The sequence below is a fragment of the Streptomyces stoeckheimensis genome (genome assembly GCF_045822005.1).
In the GTDB taxonomy this organism is placed as follows: domain Bacteria; phylum Actinomycetota; class Actinomycetes; order Streptomycetales; family Streptomycetaceae; genus Streptomyces; species Streptomyces stoeckheimensis.
In genome coordinates this window covers 5,626,666-5,645,185 of sequence record NZ_CP169550.1, presented here as the reverse complement: position 1 = coordinate 5,645,185, position 18,520 = coordinate 5,626,666, and the positions used below count along the sequence as shown (strand labels likewise).

General features: G+C 72.5%; 13 protein-coding genes. 1 reads left to right on the top strand and 12 read right to left on the bottom strand.

Annotation, left to right across the window (positions count from 1 at the left end; genetic code table 11):
- Positions 1-32 precede the first annotated feature (32 nt).
- The 9 genes from mycP to ACE1OC_RS25510 all read right to left on the bottom strand — a co-directional run bounded on the left by mycP (position 33) and on the right by ACE1OC_RS25510 (position 11,760).
- Positions 33-1,115: a type VII secretion-associated serine protease mycosin gene (mycP, locus tag ACE1OC_RS25550; protein ID WP_407838974.1), complete on the bottom strand. Its 1,083-nt coding sequence runs from the start codon at positions 1,113-1,115 to the stop codon at positions 33-35.
- Between the two features lie 138 nt (positions 1,116-1,253).
- A complete protein-coding gene (locus tag ACE1OC_RS25545) occupies positions 1,254-2,726 on the bottom strand; it encodes a WXG100 family type VII secretion target (RefSeq protein ID WP_407838973.1) in 1,473 nt (490 codons plus the stop codon).
- Positions 2,726-3,226 (bottom strand): hypothetical protein, encoded by a 501-nt coding sequence (locus tag ACE1OC_RS25540; protein WP_407838972.1) that lies wholly within the window; start codon positions 3,224-3,226, stop codon positions 2,726-2,728. Before ACE1OC_RS25540 ends, ACE1OC_RS25545 begins: the two co-directional genes overlap by 1 nt.
- Before the next feature lie 147 nt (positions 3,227-3,373).
- Positions 3,374-5,677 carry a xanthine dehydrogenase family protein molybdopterin-binding subunit gene (locus tag ACE1OC_RS25535; RefSeq protein ID WP_407841679.1) on the bottom strand — a complete coding sequence of 768 codons (2,304 nt, stop codon included), beginning with the start codon at positions 5,675-5,677 and terminating at the stop codon, positions 3,374-3,376.
- A gap of 26 nt (positions 5,678-5,703) precedes the next feature.
- Positions 5,704-7,764 (bottom strand): (2Fe-2S)-binding protein, encoded by a 2,061-nt coding sequence (locus ACE1OC_RS25530; protein WP_407838971.1) that lies wholly within the window; start codon positions 7,762-7,764, stop codon positions 5,704-5,706.
- Positions 7,761-8,693, bottom strand: coding sequence for an FAD binding domain-containing protein (locus tag ACE1OC_RS25525; protein WP_407838970.1), 933 nt, complete (start codon positions 8,691-8,693; stop codon positions 7,761-7,763). Before ACE1OC_RS25525 ends, ACE1OC_RS25530 begins: the two co-directional genes overlap by 4 nt.
- 359 nt (positions 8,694-9,052) lie before the next feature.
- Positions 9,053-10,690: a beta-N-acetylhexosaminidase gene (locus ACE1OC_RS25520; protein ID WP_407838969.1), complete on the bottom strand. Its 1,638-nt coding sequence runs from the start codon at positions 10,688-10,690 to the stop codon at positions 9,053-9,055.
- 158 nt (positions 10,691-10,848) lie between these two features.
- On the bottom strand, positions 10,849-11,136 hold the full coding sequence (locus tag ACE1OC_RS25515; protein WP_243337322.1) for a DUF3039 domain-containing protein: 288 nt from the start codon (positions 11,134-11,136) through the stop codon (positions 10,849-10,851).
- Positions 11,137-11,199: 63 nt separating this feature from the next.
- The gene (locus tag ACE1OC_RS25510) at positions 11,200-11,760 is read right to left on the bottom strand and encodes a YqgE/AlgH family protein (RefSeq protein ID WP_250741088.1); all 561 of its coding nucleotides are present in this window, start codon (positions 11,758-11,760) and stop codon (positions 11,200-11,202) included.
- Between the two features lie 273 nt (positions 11,761-12,033).
- Between ACE1OC_RS25510 and murA the strand changes: the two genes are divergently transcribed.
- Positions 12,034-13,377 carry a UDP-N-acetylglucosamine 1-carboxyvinyltransferase gene (gene murA, locus ACE1OC_RS25505; RefSeq protein WP_250741087.1) on the top strand — a complete coding sequence of 448 codons (1,344 nt, stop codon included), beginning with the start codon at positions 12,034-12,036 and terminating at the stop codon, positions 13,375-13,377.
- Positions 13,378-13,608: 231 nt separating this feature from the next.
- Here murA and ACE1OC_RS25500 read toward each other — a convergent pair whose 3' ends face one another.
- The 3 genes from ACE1OC_RS25500 to ACE1OC_RS25490 all read right to left on the bottom strand — a co-directional run bounded on the left by ACE1OC_RS25500 (position 13,609) and on the right by ACE1OC_RS25490 (position 18,426).
- On the bottom strand, positions 13,609-13,890 hold the full coding sequence (locus tag ACE1OC_RS25500) for an HU family DNA-binding protein (protein WP_007264399.1): 282 nt from the start codon (positions 13,888-13,890) through the stop codon (positions 13,609-13,611).
- A gap of 331 nt (positions 13,891-14,221) precedes the next feature.
- Complete coding sequence (locus tag ACE1OC_RS25495; RefSeq protein ID WP_385376797.1) at positions 14,222-15,646, bottom strand: NAD-dependent malic enzyme; 1,425 nt, start codon at positions 15,644-15,646, stop codon at positions 14,222-14,224.
- A 452-nt stretch (positions 15,647-16,098) separates the two neighbouring features.
- Entirely contained in the window at positions 16,099-18,426 is a 2,328-nt protein-coding gene (locus tag ACE1OC_RS25490) for a HelD family protein (protein ID WP_407838968.1), read from the bottom strand.
- Positions 18,427-18,520: the final 94 nt, after the last annotated feature.

Sequence of the window (18,520 nt, the reverse complement as noted above, 5' to 3'; positions counted from 1 at the left end):
CCCTTCTGACTCTGACGGTCGTGGTACGCGGTTCAGCGGCTCCGGCGCCGGACGACGACCGCGGTGACGGCCCCGCCGATGAGCAGAGCCGCCCCGAGGCCGAGCGCGAGCCCGACGTAAGGGAGATGGCTGCCGCCGACGCCGTCGTCCTTCTTCACGTCGGCCTGAGGAGCGGGGGCGGAGGCGGAGGCCCCAGGGCTGGACGGGGAGGGGGCCGAGGGGGCCTTCGTCCCCGTCCCTCCGCCGGCTGCGGCGAGATCGGGGAGCGGGTAGACGTCCGCGGGGCCGGGGTCGCCGGGGTTGGGTACCGCGATGCGGGGGCGGACGGTTCCGTAGCCGATGAAATCACTGCGCTCGGCGCCGTCGACGGGCTTGCCCGCGGTGTTCATGAGGACTCGGAGTACCTGGTTGTTGGTCCAGTCGGGGTGGGCGGACCAGATCAGCGCGGCGGAGGCGGAGGCGAGGGCGGTGGCGTCACTCGTGCCGTGGTTCTTGCACAGTTTGGTATCGCTGGCGCAAGCAGTAACGATGTCGGCACCCGGGGCAGTCAAGTCGACCTGAGAACCGTGCTGTGATTCCGCAGTTGCTTTCCCATTTTTGTCGACGGCACCAACCCCCACCACTCCTGGCGTTGCAGCCGGGTAGAGGACCCGGTTCCCCGCATCCCCGTTGTTACCCACACCAGCAAAGATCAGCTTCCCCTTGGAGAGGGCGTACTTCACCGCATCAACGCGTGCCGGATCTTCTACCGATGTAGCCATGGAGATGTTGATGATCTTTGCGTCCGAGTCGGCCGCATACCGAATCGCTTCGGTCCAGATCGGATTGGCTGCGTTCTCCCCCTGCGGCACACGAATCGGGAGAACCTTGGCTCCAGGCGCGAGTCCGAACGATCCATCGCCACTGGGATGTTTCCCAGTAGCCGCGATAATCGCGGCCATGGTTGTGCCGTGGTTGTTCCAATCCGTTCGCTCATCACCCTTGTAACTCGTGGCGTAGTCCTTGCCCGGCAGAACTTGGCCTTCCAGCTCTGGGATGGGGTCAACACCGCTGTCAATGATGGCGACCGTGACACCTTTTCCTGTGCTGGTCTTCCAGATGTCCTCTGCCTTCATCGACGTGAGATGCCACTGCTGCGACCGAATTGTCTCCGCGTGGGCGGGGGTCGCTGCGACCCCCGCCAGCAGGAAGCCCGCCAAGACCGCGCTCGCCCTACGCATACGCATACGCATCCCGTGCAACGTCCGCTCCACTCAGTCGATCACCGGCGGGACGACACGAGCATCGCCCTGCCACGTCTCTTCGTCCTCAGCCAGGTAGTCAGGGCGCTCGCCCTGCCGACCATCTCCCCGTCGGCCCGGCGCATGCGCACCAGCACCGCCGTGACCCATGGGCCCGCCTACCGGACCAGCGCCCGAACCGCCGCGAACCAGTCCGGAGCCGCCCTGCGTAAACGGCTGACCGCCAGTGATGGAGCGACCACCCGCACCCGGCTGCCCTCCACCGAAGGCGCCACCCGGTTCAGTGGCGAGACGGCGTCCTGCCATGGGATTACCAAGACCGCCGTGCGCTCCGCCACCACCCATACCCATGCCACCGCCCATGCCCATGCTGCGACCGCCCGCCTGGGCGCCCTCCGCACCGATGACCGTGCCGCGTGGGATGCTCGCGCCCGGCCCGCCGGGCGTGACCGGTCGGCCACCCGTAATCCCGCTGTCGCGCGGGGGCAGCCCGGCAACACCGCCCAGTCCACCGCCCTTCCCGCCAACCCCGCCGGGCCCGGGAATGGTCCCGCCGGGGCCGACACCGCCGATCGGCTTCGGTACGCCGACTCCCGGCGGAAGCGTCAAGGGCGGGACGAACCCGCCAGGGGTGACACCCGGACCGCCACCGCCGGGTCCGACAGGATTCGGGCCTCCGGGTACTCCCGGGGCCGGGGGAAGGGTCGTACTCGGCGTCGGTCCGACAGTGTCGAGACCAGTACCGATGCTGCGGTCCGGGGGTACCGGAACGGGGCCCGGTGTCGGGGTCGTCTCACCCGTCGATGTACCGCCCTGCCCTGCTGGCGCCCCGGAAGGTGGGCCAAAGCCCGACGATGAGCCGCTGGGACCTGGCGTCACTGGCGCGTATGAGGACTCCCCTGCACCAGAGGAACCACCAGGCCGCGCCATCGTCTCGGTACCGTCGACATGCGGTGGGACGAAAGGTTCTGGCAGCCGGGGAAACGTCGGAACCTCCGCCATCTCCATCCCAGTAGCCGAAGCCTCATACCCCTGCGCCAGCTTCGTCATCTGCTGGATCGCCAGCTGCCGGTCGCCGCTCAGCTTCGAGTGGGCCTGCTGGCCGATCTGCTGTGCGTCGGGGTCGTTGCGGTACTCGCGGGACGCTTCGAGGTTGGCGGCTGCCGCTGCGTCGTAGGTCGGCATGTTGGCCTTGACCTCGATGACGACCTGGCCGGCCTGCGTCAGCTGCTTGCCGCCCTCGGCGCTGTACTCGCTCAGGCGCAGCGTCGCGTTGCCCGTGCGGCTGACCCAGTCCTGGAAGGCCGTCGCCGATTCGCCTTCCCAGCCGGTCACCCGGTGGTCCTTGAGGCTTTCGCCGATCTCCTTGATGGTCGCCGCGGCGTCCGTCAGCTGGGCGCCGCGCGCCTTGAGGGTCTCCGCGTTCGCCGAGGCGAGCATGGCCAGCAGCTGCTGGTGCGTGTGGCTCTCGAAGTTCGTCGCCATCAGAAGCCCTCTCCCTGAGTTCCGGCCGACGAACCACCCTGCGAAGCCGAACTGTGCGGGGGCGGAGGCGCCAACGGGTCACGTTCCGGGACGTAGTTCGCGTCGGCCTGCTTGCTGATCGCCAGCATCCGCCGCTTCGTTTCCTCGTCGACGCCCTCGAAACCACGGCCGCTCGTCTGGATCGCGATGCTGAGCCCCTCGATCTGGTCCGCCAGCCCCTTAGACAGCGCAAGCAACTGCGTGTGCACAGTCGAGTAGGCCGTGAACAGCCGCTTGGCCTCCGCGAAGCCCTCGCCGAGGGAGTTTTCCGGGAGGGTGCCGTCGGCCAGTTTCTTGTCGCTCGCCGGGGAGCCGTCCAGCTTCTCCAGCAGGCCGTCGACCCGCTTCTTGTAGTCGGTCAGCGATTCGTATTCGACCTGGAGCGCGCCCAGAGCCGCCGGCGAGGCCACGCCCACGCCGTAATCCAGCCCGAACACGCCCGGCCCATAGTCCACTGCCACGATGGCCTCCCCGACTCCCCGTCGTCCCCGTTCGCACCCGCTTCGCGCGGCATTCGCACACGCATGTCGCCAGTGTCCACAAACACTCTATCGACAGAGGCCGACAGGCCCAAGTTCCGGGTTGCAGGTGCAATCAGGGTCACAAGGTTACGAGTTGGGCGCCGACACCGCCGCAGATGGCCGGATCGGGAGCCTGTTGACCGGGCGGCCCGTGGCCGCGCGGACCGCCGAGGCCACTGCCGCCGGGGCCGTGACCACCGGGACCGCGCTCGCCGGCTTCGCCCCGAAGGGGGCCACCACGTCGCGTTCTTCGACGAGTTTGACGATGCGGACCGTCGGGGCGTCCAGGGAGGTGGGCAGGGCGTAGCCCGTGAGGTCGGGGTGGCGGATCAGGCCCGCGGCCGTACGGAGGTTTTCCGTCAGGGCCGCGCCCACGCCCTGGATGACGCCCGCTTCGATACGGGCTTCCAGCTGGCGGGGGTTGAGGATGCGGCCCACGTCCTGGGCGACGGCGAGTTCGACGACGCGCACCGAGCCGAGCTCGATGTCCACGTCGACCACCGCGCGGATCGCGCAGAAGGCGAGGCCCACGAAGGCGTCGCCCTGGCCGTCGCCGTCCAGCGGCTCCGTGGGGTGCGGGCGGCACTGGGCCGTGGCCCAGAGTTCCTTGCCCTCCATCGCCTCCGCGACCGTCGTGGAGAAGGCGCCGTCGTACGACGTGATCCGGCCATCCGCGATCTGGAGGAGTTCGGTGGACATGCCGAGTTTGTGTGCCATCGGCTGGAGGAGCTGCGTACGGACCATCTTCGCGGCGCGTTCCACCGCGCCGCCCGAGACCCAGGTGTGGCGGCCGTGGGCGGAGGGGCCCGCCGGCGGCTGGTCGGTGTCGACGGGGGCGGTGACGACCTCGTCGACGCCCAGGGTCTCCTGGACGATCTGGCGGGCGAGCGTGGAGAAGCCCTGGCCGGTGTCGACGGCGGCACAGATGACCGTCGCCGCGCCGCCGACGATCTTCACCGTGGCCGTGGACACCTCGTCGGTGCCCTCGGCGCCGAGCATGTGGACCATGCCGACCCCGTACCCGACTCCGCGCCGTACCGCGCCCGGCTCCCCCGCGCCCTCCAGGCCGCCCGGAAGCAGCCAGTCCTCCTCCGGGGTGTCCTTCGGGAGGGCGGGCAGCTCGTGGTCGCGGACCGCGCGCAGGAGTTCCGCCACGGGGGCGGGGCAGGTGACCGTCTGGCCCGTCGGGAGCAGGTCGCCGGTGGCCAGGACGTTGCGCAGGCGAAGCTCGGCGCCGTCGATGCCGAGGGCGGCCGCCAGCTTGTCCATCTGGCCCTCGTAGGCCGCGCAGACCTGCATCGCCCCCTCGCCGCGCACATGGCCCGACGGGGGGTTGTTCGTACGGACCGCCCAGCCTTCCACGAAGGCGTGCGGGACCACGTACGGGCCGCCGGCGAAGGCCACCGCCGCGGCCAGGGACTCCGAAGAAGCGTCGGCGTACGCGCCCGCGTCCATCAGGATCTGGGCCTCGACCTTGACCAGCCGGCCGTCCGCGTCCGCGTGGTGGCGGTAGCGCAGCAGCGTCGGGTGGCGGTGGGGGTGGCCGAGGAAGGACTCCTCGCGGGTGGCGGCCAGCTTCACCGGGCAGCCGGTGCGCAGGGCGAGCAGGCCGAGCGGGAGCTGGAACGCGGCGTCCTCGCGGTCGGCCGTCGCGCCCGGGACCCCGGTGACCACGACCCGTACGCGGTCCGGTTCCAGCCCGAAGCAGGCGGCGGCCAGGTCGCGGTCGGTGTGCGGGTCGGTGGAGGCGGTGTAGATCTCCACGCCTCCGTCGGGGCGCGGCACGGCCAGCCCGGCCTCGGCGCCGATGGGGGCGGGGTCCTGGCGGCCGATGCGGTAGAGGCCCTCGACGACGACGTCGCCGGTGGCTTCGGGGTCGCCGTAGCGCAGCGGGATGTGGCGGATCAGGTTGCCGTCGGGGTGCAGGTCGGGGGCGCCGAAGGCCTGTTCGGGGTCGGTGACCGGGTCGAGGAGCTCGTACTCGACGGCGATCGCGGCGGCCGCGAGGCGTGCGGTGTCCGGGTGGTCGGCGGCGACGGCGGCGATGGGCTCGCCGTGGTGGCGGACCACGTCGTGCGCGAAGACGGGCCGGTCGGCGATGCGGCGGCCGTGCGTGGTGGCGCCGGGGACGTCGGCGTGCGTGACGACGGCCCGCACGCCGGGCATTTCGGTGGCGGCGGAGGTGTCGATGGACAGGATGCGGGCGTGGGCGTGCGGGGAGCGCAGGACGGCGGCCCAGAGGAGGCCTTCGGCCCACAGGTCGGCGGCGTAGGGGAAGGTGCCCTCGGTCTTGGCCCGGGTGTCGGTGGCCGGGACGGACGCGCCGATGCCGCGCGGGACCGCCGACTCCGACGGCTCCGTGCCCTCGGAGACCGGTGCCGAGACCGTCACCGGGACCGTCGCCGCGTCGTGGGCGCTCACGCCGTGCCCCCCTCGTGGTTGCCCTGGCTGCCCTGGTCGCCCTGCATCCCGTGGTTCCCCTGGTTCCCCTGATTGCCCTGCATCCCGTGGACGCCGCCCTCGCCCGGCAGGGCCTGGTGCGGGATCCGGGCCTCGGCCGAGGCCGCGGCGGCCGCTTCCGCCGCCGAACCGCGCTCGGCCACGACCTCGCGCACCGCCTCGATGACGCCGGAGTACCCGGAGCAGCGGCAGAGGTTGCCGCACAGCGCCTGGCGGGTCTCCAGCTCGCTGGGGGCGTGGTTGCCTTCCAGCAGATCGTGGATGGTCATGGCCATGCCGGGCACGCAGAACCCGCACTGCACCGCACCCGACCTGCACAACGCCTCTTGTACGTCCGACAGTTCCCCGTCGGTCGCGAGACCTTCCACGGTGCGGACCTCGCTGCCCGCCGCGGTGGCGGCCGGGACCAGGCAGGAGGCGACGAGCCGGCCGTCGACCTGCACGGCGCAGGCACCGCATTCGCCCTGCGAGCAGCCGTCCTTGGCGCCGGCGAGGCCGAGGCGCTCGCGCAGCACGTAGAGGAGGGACTCGCCGATCCACGCACCGGTGACGGGGCGGTCGGCCCCGTTGACGCGCAGGACGTAGGAGGCCGACGGGTGCTCGTGGTGGGCGACGGCCGCGGCGTCCGCTCCGTCGGCGACCTCTTCCTCGTACGTCGCCCCCTCGCCCGGAACCCCTTCGGCCGTCCCCGCCGGAGCCGTCTCGACAGCGAGGTCGGCGTCGTCCGCACCCGGCGCGGGCGCGGCCCCGGCTCCGCCGGCGGCCGGCACGGCTCCGCCGTCACCCTGCTCCGCCTCCACGGCCCCGGCTCCGGACCCGCCCCGGTCCTCGTGCGCGCCCTGATCCCCGGCTTCGGCCGATCCGCGGTCGTCGGCGGCCTCGGCTGCGGCCTCACCGCGGGCTTCGGCCTCACCCCAGGGTTCACTCTCACCGCGGGCTTCGCCCGCGCCCCGGGCTTCGGCCTCCACCCGGGCTTCGACGCCATCCCGGGCTTCGACGCCATCCCGGGCTTCGACGCCATCCCGGGCTTCGCCCTCGTTCCCCGGATGCTGCCGCTCCCCCGAGTCCGGGACCTGCGCCGGCCCGTGGGCGGCCTCGATGTCGTGCGGGGCCGGGTAGCCCGGCTCCCCGTCCAGCGGGGTGCCGACTCCCGGGCCGCCCAGCACGCGCGGTCCGCGTCCCGGGGTCGAGCCGAAGGATCCGACGGCCGGTGCGGACACCCCGGGGAACACCCCGGAGCCCAGCGGGTCGGCACCCGGCACGGCGAAACCCTGCCCGTCGGAGCCCGCACCGTCGGAACCGGGCTGCTGCGCCACGTACCCGCGCGCACCCTCGAAGTCCGGATGGGTCGCCCACGGGGCCGCGGCCCCGCCGGGCAGCGTCGCGGGGGCCTGGCTCCAGTCGGCCGCGGCCGCGAGCTGCCCGAAGCTGCCCGTGTCGCCGGCGCCTCCCGGGGTCCACACGTCGCTCGCCGCCGCCTCGGGGAACCGCCACTCGGCGGTCGTCCCCGACTCGTGCGCGGCCGCCCGGTCCCCCGCGAAGGGCTCGGCGAAGGACTCGGCGAAAGGCTCAGCGAAGGACTCCCCGAAGGACTCCGCGACGGGCTCGGCCACCGGCTCCGCCGCCGGTTCCGCGAACGCCGCGGCCACCGAAGCCGGAATGGGCACCGACGCCGGGATCGGCGCGCGCGCCGCGGCCCCCGAAGCCCCCGCACCGGTGTCCGCCGGGGCCGCCGCGCCCGCCTCCGGCCACTGCACCGGGATCGTCCACGTGCCCGTGGCCGCAGGATCCGTACTCCCCGTACCGAGCGGCACGATCATCGGGGGCGGCACGTAGCCGTGCCCGGGGGCCGCGAGGGGCTCCCCGGTGCCGAGCGCGTCCAGCATGTCCTGCGGCAGTTTCACGAAGGCCGTCGCGTCGGAGTCGTACTCGCCGCCGTGCGGCACCGGCTCCCAGCCCCAGTTGGGTCCCGTGGACCCCGCCGGACCCGCGGTACCCGTGTTCTCGTTCTCACTCATGAGCTCAGTGCCCTCCCCAGGGCCCTCCGTGCCAGCACGGCCACCGTCCGCCGCAAATGCAGTACTGCGGGAGCCACCGGCTCCCCCTGGTCGGGCACGCAGGCCGCCGCGACGTAATCGCCGAAGGCTTCGAGCGCCTCGGGGGCCAGACTGCGGTCCCCGTCCCAGTCGATCAACGAAGCAACCCACTGCTCGGCTTCCAGCGGCCGCAGCGGCATCGGGGCGACCGCGCCGATCGCGCAGCGCACACCCCGGCGCGCGGGGTCCAGTACGAGCCCCACGGACGCCGTCGCGCGCCCCGGCCCCGTACGGCCCGTGGCCTTGAGGAACACCTGCGGCGCGTGCAGCAACGGCACGCGCACGAAGCCGATCAGCTCTCCGGGGCGGAGCATCTCCCGGCCGGCGAGCAGGTGCGAGACCGGGATCTCGCGCCGCGATCCGCCGGGCCCCACGATGACGAGCACGGCCTCCAGCGCGGCCAGCACGGGGAGCGCGTCACCCGTCGGCGCGGCCGTGGCGATGTTGCCGCCGAGCGTGCCGGCGTTGCGGATCTGCGGCGGGCCCGCGGCGCGCGCGGCGGCGGCCAGGGCCGGGATGAGGGCGGCGAAGTCCGGTCGGCCCATGCGCGCGTGCGTGAGCCCGGCGCCGAGGAGCGCGTGGCCGTCCTGGTACTGCCAGCCGCGGATCTCGTTGATCCGGCCGAGGCCCACGAGGGCGGCGGGGCGCAGGAGTCCCGCGTTGACGGCGGCCATGAGGTCGGTGCCGCCCGCCACGGGGACGGCGGCGGGCATGGCCGCGAGCGCCGCCACGGCCTCGTCGAGCGAGGCCGGCAGCGTCACGGACTGCGCCGCGTTCCCCGCCCGCGGGTCGCTGCGGGGCCCCTGGGACGAGTCCCGTGCCTGCGGTGCGTGCGGTGCGTGCGTGGTCAACCCAGCTGCCCCTTCCCGATGTCCCGGTCCCGGCGCTCACGCCTGTCCGCCGTACGGTACGTGCTCACCGCCGGGACGTGGCAACTCTGGCACATCTTCCGGAGCACCGGACGCGAGGGTCCACCGCCCGCGCACCACCGGCGCACCACCCCCGCAAGAGCCCACGCACGGCCCCCCGCACGGGCCCCGCGCCTCCCGCGCGATCCCGCCGTGATCCGGCCGCGATCGGGCCGTGACCCGGTCTCGCTCCGGCCTCGATCCGGCTTCGATCCCGCGCCGGCGGCGCCCCGTTCCCGACCCGGCGCCGCCGCTCGATCCCCTCCGCACGGGGAGCTCGCGCTCACCCCGCAGGGGGCTCGTCACACGTTCGGGGGCGCTCCCTCGATCGGGCGGCCGAGCACCCCGGGCCTGCGCTGCCACGGCAACGGGCCACCGGGCGGCCGGTAGTCGACCCCGAGGGCGTCCAGGCGGCGGTAGTGCGCCGTCATCCGCGCCTCGAAGTCCGCGTGGTCGCGCTCCTCGGGCAGCGGCAGCCGGGACCACACCACCTCGGCGAAGGCCGCAAGGCGCGGGAACACCTGGTAGTCGACGCGGCTCTGGTCCTCCATCACCTCGGTCCACACGTTGGCCTGCGCGCCCAGCACGTGGGCGGCGGCCTCTTCGGACAACTTCGGCGGTACCGGCTCGAACCGGTACACGTCCTCCAATGTCCTGACGTACCCGATGGGCATCGGCTCGTCCTCGCCGTCCGTCTGACGGTGATCCAGGTACACCTGCTGCTCGGGGCACATCACCACGTCGTGGCCGGCCTCGGCGGCGGCGATGCCGCCCGCGTAGCCGCGCCAGGAGGACACGGCCGCTCCGGGGGCCAGTCCGCCCTCCAGGATCTCGTCCCAGCCGATGAGCCGGCGGCCGCGCTCCGCGAGCCAGCCGTCGAAGTGCCGGATGAACCAGGACTGCAGACCGTCCTCGCCGCCGACCCCCAGCTCCGCGATCCGCGCCTGCGCGACCCCGGAGGCCTTCCACTGCGCCTTGGGGCACTCGTCCCCGCCCACGTGCACGAAGGGCGAGACCTCCGCCGGGAACACCTCCAGCAGCTCTTCGAAGACCCCCTCGTAGAACCGCAGGACCGCCTCGGTGGGAGCGAGCACGTTCTCGTTGATGCCCCAGTCGTCCCACACCTCCAGCGCCGCCGTGTCCACCACGTCGGTGTTCCCCAGCTCCGGGTACGCGGCGATCGCGGCCTGCGAGTGCCCCGGCACGTCGATCTCCGGCACCACCCGCACGTGCCGCTCCGCCGCGTACGCGACGATCTCGCGCAGGTCGTCCTGGGTGTAGAAGCCGCCGTGCGGGGTCTCGTTCCACAGCGGGGAGGCCCGGTGGCCCCACCGGCTGCGGGACCGCCACGCGCCGACCTCGGTGAGCCGCGGGTAGCGCTTGATCTCGACCCGCCAGCCCTGGTCGTCCGTCAGGTGCAGGTGCAGCACGTTGAGCTTGTGGGCGGCGAGCAGGTCGACGTACCGCAGCACCGCGTCCTTGGGCAGGAAGTGCCGGGCCACGTCGAGCATCAGCCCGCGCCAGCCGAAACGGGGGCCGTCGGCGATGTCGACGTACGGCAGGCTCCAGGTCCGGCCGGGCAGCGGGGCCTTCCGGTAGGCGTCGGGACCCAGCAGCTGACGCAGCGTCTGGGCGCCCCAGAACAGTCCGGCCGGGCTCGCGCCGGTCAGCTCCACGCCGTCGGCGCCGACGGTGATCCCGTACGACTCCGGCCCCAGTTCACCGGCACGGTCGGGGTCGATCCGCAGCCGTACGTCGGCGCGCGCGCCGGCCGCGGCCGGCGGCAGGCTCCAGCCGGTGGCGGACCCCAGCTCCCTGCGCAGCCACCGGGCGACACCCTCGGTGCCCGGTCCGGTGTCCAGCACCGGCCCGGGCCCCAGGACGAGGCGGCGGCCGTCCCCGTCCGGAACCGCGACCTGGGGTACGGGGATCAGGTCCATGCGTCAGCCCTTCACAGCAGCCAGCCTGTTGCACAGTGCGCAACGCCCGTTCCGCACCGTGCTCGTCGCGGCCGACCCTAGCCCGCCCCGAGGGCACGGAAAAGGCCCCCGGTACGCAAAACCGCGCACCGGGGGCCCTCCTGAAGCGGGACGAAGGACTACTTCCCGTCCTTGCCGCCCTTGTCCTTGTCCCCGCCGGGGCCCATGGACTCGTAGATCTCCTTGCACATGGGGCAGACCGGGTACTTCTTCGGGTCCCGGCCCGGCACCCAGACCTTGCCGCAGAGCGCGACGACGGGGGTGCCCCCGAGCGCGCTCTCCATGATCTTGTCCTTCTGGACGTAGTGGGCGAAGCGCTCGTGGTCGCCGTCGCCGTGGGACACCTGCGGCGTCGGCTCTACGAGGGTCCCCGTACCAGTCCCGCGATCGGGCTCAAGAGTGCTCATGACTGCCAGGGTACCGAGTCCCTCGCGCGCGAGGGATCCGCACCGGCCGGCCCGGCCCCGGGCTCAGTTCAGCGACGGGTCGTCCGCGTACGTGGCCACCATGGCCAGCTCGCTGCGCTGGCGCCGCAGCACGGCGCGCCACAGCCGCTGCGGATCCGGGAAGGAGACGTCGCCCGGCTCGGAGTCGACGACGTACCAGGCGCCCACACCCAGTTCCTCCTCCAGCTGCCCCGGTCCCCAGCCGGAGTACCCGGCGAAGATGCGCAGGCCCCCCAGGGCCGCCGCGAGGAGTTCGGGCGGGGCCTCCAGGTCCACCAGACCGATCGCCCCGTGCACCCGGCGCCAGCCGAGCGGCCCCTCCTCGCCCGGGATGACCGCCAGCCCCAGCGCGGAGTCCAGCGCCACCGGGCCGCCCTGGAAGACCACTCCGGGATCCTTGGCCAGCGGAGCCCACGGCAGCAGGACGTCACCGACGCCCACCGGGGTGGGCCGGTTGAGGACAACGCCGAGCGAGCCCTGCTCGTCGTGGTCGAGCAGCAGCACCACCGCGCGGTCGAAATTCGGGTCCGCGAGGGCGGGGGTGGCCACGAGCAGCCGCCCTGTGAGGGAGGACACCTCGGTCATGGCGCCATGATCTCGCACATTCGCCCGTGAGGGGGAGTGGGCGGCGCATCCGGACCGTACGCAGCTCAGGGCGCACCGCGGCAGTACGGGGCGCGCACGGCTCCCCGGCCGGACCCCAGCCGGAAGGAGACGCTCCGCCACCTGGCGGGCACCCAGGGTGTTGTGCCGAATTCATGACAGTCCTACGGCCCCGTCAGCCTTACGAACAGGGGGGTCATGCCCCTTACCCTTTTCACTGGCCCCCTGCCCACCCCTCTCCGGAACGCGAGATTCATGACCGGCATCAGTGACGATGTACTGCTTGTCCACGGCGGAACTCCGCTCGAGGGCGAGATCCGTGTCCGCGGCGCGAAGAACCTCGTACCCAAGGCGATGGTCGCGGCCCTGCTGGGCAGTGAGCCCAGTCGGCTGCGCAACGTTCCGGACATCCGGGACGTCCGGGTCGTGCGCGGGCTGCTCCAGCTGCACGGGGTGACCGTCCGCCCCGGTGACGAACCGGGCGAGCTGGTGCTCGACCCCTCGCACGTCGAGAGCGCGAACGTCGCCGACATCGACGCCCACGCGGGCTCCTCGCGCATCCCGATCCTGTTCTGCGGTCCGCTGCTGCACCGCCTCGGCCACGCCTTCATCCCCGGCCTCGGCGGCTGCGACATCGGCGGCCGGCCGATCGACTTCCACTTCGAGGTGCTCCGCCAGTTCGGCGCGACCATCGAGAAGCGCGAGGGCGGCCAGTACCTGGAGGCCCCCCAGCGCCTCCGCGGCTGCAAGATCCGTCTGCCCTACCCGTCGGTCGGCTCGACCGAGCAGGTGCTGCTGACGGCCGTCCTGGCCGAGGGCGTCACCGAGCTCAGCAACGCCGCCGTCGAACCGGAGATCGAAGACCTCATCTGCGTCCTGCAGAAGATGGGCGCGATCATCTCCATGGACACCGACCGGACCATCCGGATCACCGGTGTCGACCGCCTCGGCGGCTACAACCACAAGGCGCTCCCGGACCGGCTCGAGGCCGCCTCCTGGGCGTCCGCGGCGCTGGCCACCGGCGGCAACATCTACGTGCGCGGCGCGCAGCAGCGTTCGATGATGACCTTCCTGAACACCTTCCGCCGGGTCGGCGGGGCGTTCGAGATCGACGACGACGGCATCCGCTTCTGGCACCCGGGCGGCCCGCTCAAGGCCATCGCACTGGAGACCGACGTCCACCCGGGCTTCCAGACCGACTGGCAGCAGCCGCTGGTCGTGGCGCTGACCCAGGCCACCGGCCTCTCGATCGTCCACGAGACGGTCTACGAGTCCCGCCTGGGCTTCACCTCCGCGCTCAACCAGATGGGTGCGCACATCCAGCTCTACCGGGAGTGCCTGGGCGGCAGCGCCTGCCGCTTCGGCCAGCGCAACTTCCTGCACTCGGCCGTCGTCTCGGGCCCCACCAAGCTCCAGGGCGCCGACCTGGTCATCCCCGACCTGCGCGGCGGGTTCTCGTACCTGATCGCGGCGCTCGCCGCCGAGGGGACCTCGCGGGTGCACGGCATCGACCTGATCAACCGGGGCTACGAGAACTTCATGGAGAAGCTCGTGGAACTGGGCGCCAAGGTCGAGCTCCCGGGCGGCGACCTCGTCTGACCGGCGTTCCGGTCCGCCGGCACGCCGGAGATCCGCACAGACCGACCCAGAACGCCCCCACAGGCCCCGTACAGGGCCTGTGGGGGCGTTCTGGCTCCCGGGGGCCACTCGCGGCCCCGGGAGCGCCGAGAGGCGGCCACCCGGTGCCGGGTGGCCGCCTCTGTGCTTGTCGAAGTACTTACGTACTCCTGCCGTCCCGGGGGCCTGTGCGGCCCTCGGCACAAGGGCGGACTACTTGCCCTTGGCGGCTTCCTTGAGCTTGGAGCCCGCGGAGACCTTCACGCTGTAGCCGGCCGGGATCTGGATGGGGTCGCCGGTCTGCGGGTTGCGCGCGGTGCGAGCGGCACGGTGGGTGCGCTCGAAGGTCAGGAAGCCGGGGATGGTGACCTTCTCGTCGCCCTTGGCGACAATCTCGCCAACGGTCTCGGCGAGCGCGGCCAGAACGGCGTCGGCGTCCTTGCGGGTCACCTCGGCGCGCTCGGACAGAGCGGCCACCAGCTCACTGCGGTTCATGTTGTACTCCCGTGTTCAACGTGCCTTAGAGGCGTGAGATCGAAGCCGATGCTGCCAGGGCCCTAGGACAGTCCCCGGACCCGGGTCTGACGTCAGACCCTCTCGCCCGGTTACGCATCCTGCCCCCACCACCGGCGGGAAAGCCAATCCGGCACCCGCCGGGGTCACACGAAAAGCGCCACAGTCACGCCGCGGTGACGCTCCGTCCGCACCGGAAGCCGTCCGGAGGGTCTCCGGATGACGTCCGTCAGACGCGGACCGCGGGCCACGCGGGCATCCCCGCAACCCTATGGGCGGCCCGGGGGGCCCGCATCCCGCGACGCGCCGGGGATCAGACGGAGGTGGGCGCCGTCACGGCCGCGGAGGCGGCCTTGCGGACGGCTCCGGCGACCGCGCCGGCGACCTTGTCGTTGAAGACCGACGGGATGATGTAGTTCGCGTTCAGCTCGTCCTCGCCGACCACGTCGGCCAGGGCGCTCGCGGCGGCCAGCATCATGTCGGTGTTCACGGTCCGGGACTGGGCGTCCAGCAGGCCGCGGAAGACGCCCGGGAAGACCAGCACGTTGTTGATCTGGTTCGGGAAATCGGAACGGCCGGTGGCCACGACGGCGGCGGTCTGGCGGGCGATCGCCGGGTCCACCTCGGGGTCCGGGTTCGCGAGCGCGAACACGATCGCGCCTTCCGCCATGGCGGCCACGTCCTCGCCGGACAGGACGTTGGGGGCCGAGACGCCGATGAACACGTCGGCGCCGACCACGGCCTCCTTCAGGGTGCCCGTGTAGCCCTCGGGGTTGGTGTTGTCGGCGATCCAGCGCAGCGGCGAGTCCGCGGCCGCGTCGACGAGGTCGGGGCGGTCCGCGTGCACGACGCCGTGGATGTCGGCGCTGACGGCGTTCTTGACGCCCGCGGCGAGGAGCAGCTTGAGGATGGCGGTACCGGCGGCGCCGGCGCCCGACATGACCACCTTGACGTCGCCAACGGCCTTGCCCACCACGCGCAGTGCGTTGGTGAGGGCGGCGAGGACCACGATGGCGGTGCCGTGCTGGTCGTCGTGGAAGACGGGGATGTCGAGGGCCTCGCGCAGCCGGGCTTCGATCTCGAAGCAGCGCGGCGCGGAGATGTCCTCCAGGTTGATGCCCGCGAAGCCCGGGGCGATCGCCTTGACGATGGCGACGATCTCGTCGGAATCCTGGGTGTCGAGGCAGATCGGCCAGGCGTCGATGCCGGCGAAGCGCTTGAAGAGGGCCGCCTTGCCCTCCATGACGGGCAGCGCGGCCATCGGGCCGATGTTGCCGAGGCCCAGCACGGCGCTGCCGTCCGTCACGACTGCGACGGAGTTGCGCTTGATGGTCAGGCGGCGGGCGTCCTCGGGGTTCTCGGCGATCGCCATGCACACGCGGGCCACGCCCGGGGTGTAGATCATCGAGAGGTCGTCCCGGTTGCGGATGGGGTGCTTCGACTGCATCTCGATCTTGCCGCCGAGGTGCATCAGGAAGGTGCGGTCGGAGACCTTGCCGAGGCTGACGCCCTCGATCCCGCGGAGCTTCTCGACGATCTCGTCGGCGTGCGCGGTGGACGTCGCCGCGATGGTCACGTCGATGCGGAGCTTCTCGTGACCGGATGCGGTCACGTCGAGGCCGGTGACCGAGCCACCGGAGGACTCCACGGCGGTGGTGAGCTGGGAGACCGCGGTTCCGCTCGCGGGCACTTCCAGGCGGACCGTCATCGAGTACGAGACGCTGGGCGCCGTTGCCATGGCCGTGTTCCTCTTCTGTCCCTGGTTCTTTTTTACACAGGGCCCAGCTCTGCTCCGGCCGAAACGTGGCAGGTGCGGCAGGACCTGTTGTCCGATCGTCCCACCTACCAGCCGGTACAAGGTAACCAGCTACAAATTTCGGAAGAACTCTTCCACCATACGAGATAAGTGGCGCCCGGGGAATGGGTGGCCCATACAAAAAAGGTCCGCGCCCTCCACTGAGTGAAGGGCGCGGACCTGGTGCTTCCTACGTCTATGACACCGACCCGCCATGCTCGCCTCGCGGCAAGTGGTCGCTCTAGGCGACTAAGGTTGGGCCCGGGGGCTTGGATCGAGTCGGTGCCGTAACCCAGGCTAACAAAGGTTCGCGCGAAGTGATCCCCCCACCGGCGACCGGTTGCGGGACCACGCCGTTGGCCGCCGACCAACCGGCCCTATGCCCTGTGCCGGGCCTACGGCTGCAGCAGCGCCGCGACCCCCTCGGCGTCCGGGGCGTCCCGGCCGGTGGAGATGACCGTCAGCTGCTGGGTCGCACGGGTGAGGGCCACGTAGAGCACCCGCAGGCCCGCCGGGGACTCGTCCGCGATCTCCGCCGGGGAGACGACCACCGTGGCGTCGTACTCCAGGCCCTTCGCCTCCAGGCTGCCCAGGGCGACCGCCCGCTCCCCCAGGTCCGCGAGCCAGCCCGCGGCCTCCGCGCGCCGGTCCATGGCCACGACCACGCCGACCGTGCCGTCCACCTGCTCCAGCAGCCGCCGGGTCTCCTCCACGACGGTGGAGCGCAGGTCCCCCTCGGGCGCCACCGCCGTGAAGCGCGGCTGCAGGCCCGTGGAGCGCACGGCCGTCGGCGGCTCCGTGCCCGGCGCCGCCAGCTTCAGCACCCGCGAGGCGACCTCCGCGACCTCGGCCGGGTTGCGGTAGTTCACCGTGAGGGTGAACTTGCGCCGCGGCCGCGTGCCCAGCGCCTCGTCGCGCGCGGCGGCCGCCTCCTCGGGATCGGTCCACGAGGACTGCGCCGGGTCGCCGACCACGGTCCACGTGCCGCCCCGGCCGCGCCGGCCGACCATCCGCCACTGCATCGGCGTCAGGTCCTGCGCCTCGTCGACGATGACGTGCGCGTACTCGGTGCGCTCCGCCGCGAGCCGCTCGGCCCGCTCCCACTGGGTCTCCTCGCGGGTGGGCATCAGCTCCTCCAGCCCGCTCAGCTGGTCCAGCGGGTTCAGCTCGCGCTTCCGCTTGGGCCGCGCGGGCGCGCCCAGCAGCTGCTGGAGCTCGTCCAGCAGCGCCACGTCGTGCACCGACAGGGCGCCCTTGCCGTCCGGGCCCACCCGGCGCAGGGAGCGTGCCACCTGCCGGGTCTCGCGCGGGTTCAGGTCCCGGCGCGACCAGCGCGCCAGGCGCCGCTCGTCCGCCATGGAGGCCAGGACCCCGCGCGGGGTCAGCTCGGGCCACCAGGCGTTCAGGAAGTCGATGAACGCGTCCTCCGTCGAGATGTCCTCGTCGAAGGCGGAGCGCAGCTCGGCGGCGAGCTCCGGGTCGCTGTGCCGGCCGGCCCCGCCGGACTTCGAGTACAGCGCGTCCAGCAGGAGCTTGCGGGCGCGCGGGCGCAGCAGGTTGACCGGGGCGGTGCCGGACAGGACGTTCTGCCGGATCCGGTCGAGGTCGGGGGCCTCCAGCTCCTGGCGGCGCCCGAAGGCCACCACGCGCAGCCGGTCGGGAGCGGGGGCCCCGCCGGGACCGCCGAACTCCAGGGCTCCGCGCACGGCCTTGCGCAGCACCTTCAGCATCCGGGACGAGCCCTTGATGCGTGCGGTGGACGGGTCGTCGTACGTGGTCGCCTCGGCCCCGTCGACGAGCGAGCCGAGCGCCCGGATGGCGACCTGGCCCTCCTCGCCGAGGGAGGGCAGGACGCCCTCGGTGTAGGCGACCAGGAGCGGGGTCGGGGAGACGATCAGGATGCCGCCGGAGTAGCGCCGCCGGTCCTGGTAGAGCAGGTAGGCGGCGCGGTGCAGGGCGACGGCGGTCTTGCCGGTGCCGGGTCCGCCGGCGACCTCGGCGACCGAGGCGGCGGGCGCCCGGATGACGAGGTCCTGCTCGGCCTGGATGGAGGAGACGATGTCGCGCATCGAGTGGGTGCGGGCCCGGCCGAGGGCGGCCATCAGGGCGCCGTCGCCGATGACCGGCAGCTCGTCCCCGTCCAGGAAGGCGGTGACCTCGGGCCGCATCAGGTCGTCCTCGACGCCGAGCACCTTGCGCCCCTTGGAGCGGATGACCCGGCGGCGCACGACGCGGCCGGGCTCCTTGGGGGTGGAGCGGTAGAACGGCGCGGCCGCGGGGGCGCGCCAGTCGATGACGAGCGGCGCGTAGTCGGAGTCGAGGACCCCGATGCGGCCGATGTGGAGCGTCTCGGCGATGTCGGCCGTGAGGTCGGTGCGGATCGCGTCGTCGGCGGGCTCGACGGAGGTGAAGGCGCCGTCGGGGCCCCGCTCCCCGTCCTTGCCGAGGACCAGGTCGATGCGGCCGAACAGGAAGTCCTCGAACTCGTTGTTGAGACGGTTGAGGTGGATCCCGGCGCGGAACACCTGCGCGTCCCGTTCCGCGAGGGCGCCGGGCGTGCCGACCTGGCCACGCTTGGCGGCGTCGTTCATCAGGAACTCCGCCTCGTGGATCTTCTCCTCAAGGCGTCGGTACACGTGATCGAGATGCGTCTGCTCGACCGCGATCTCCCGATCGCGGACGGAATCCGCCGTGCTGTCGACAGCGGCATTCTGCGCGGCCACCAAGGCCCCTTTCTGACGTGCATGGGCAGCCGTCAACCGTACGCGAAGGGGCCCGTGTGCGCACGCCCCTTCCGGGACGGCTCGCGGATCAGGA

Excerpts from the sequence above, each read along its gene's own strand:
- ACE1OC_RS25520 (WP_407838969.1), bottom strand. The coding sequence starts at position 10,690 with ATGGACCTGATCCCCGTACCCCAGGTCGCGGTTCCGGACGGGGACGGC.
- ACE1OC_RS25510 (WP_250741088.1), bottom strand. The coding sequence starts at position 11,760 with ATGACCGAGGTGTCCTCCCTCACAGGGCGGCTGCTCGTGGCCACCCCC.
- ACE1OC_RS25495 (WP_385376797.1), bottom strand. The coding sequence starts at position 15,646 with ATGGCAACGGCGCCCAGCGTCTCGTACTCGATGACGGTCCGCCTGGAA.
- ACE1OC_RS25515 (WP_243337322.1), bottom strand. The coding sequence starts at position 11,136 with ATGAGCACTCTTGAGCCCGATCGCGGGACTGGTACGGGGACCCTCGTA.
- mycP (WP_407838974.1), bottom strand. The coding sequence starts at position 1,115 with ATGAAGGCAGAGGACATCTGGAAGACCAGCACAGGAAAAGGTGTCACG.
- ACE1OC_RS25545 (WP_407838973.1), bottom strand. The coding sequence starts at position 2,726 with ATGGCGACGAACTTCGAGAGCCACACGCACCAGCAGCTGCTGGCCATG.
- ACE1OC_RS25530 (WP_407838971.1), bottom strand. The coding sequence starts at position 7,764 with ATGAGTGAGAACGAGAACACGGGTACCGCGGGTCCGGCGGGGTCCACG.
- ACE1OC_RS25500 (WP_007264399.1), bottom strand. The coding sequence starts at position 13,890 with ATGAACCGCAGTGAGCTGGTGGCCGCTCTGTCCGAGCGCGCCGAGGTG.
- murA (WP_250741087.1), top strand. The coding sequence starts at position 12,034 with ATGACCGGCATCAGTGACGATGTACTGCTTGTCCACGGCGGAACTCCG.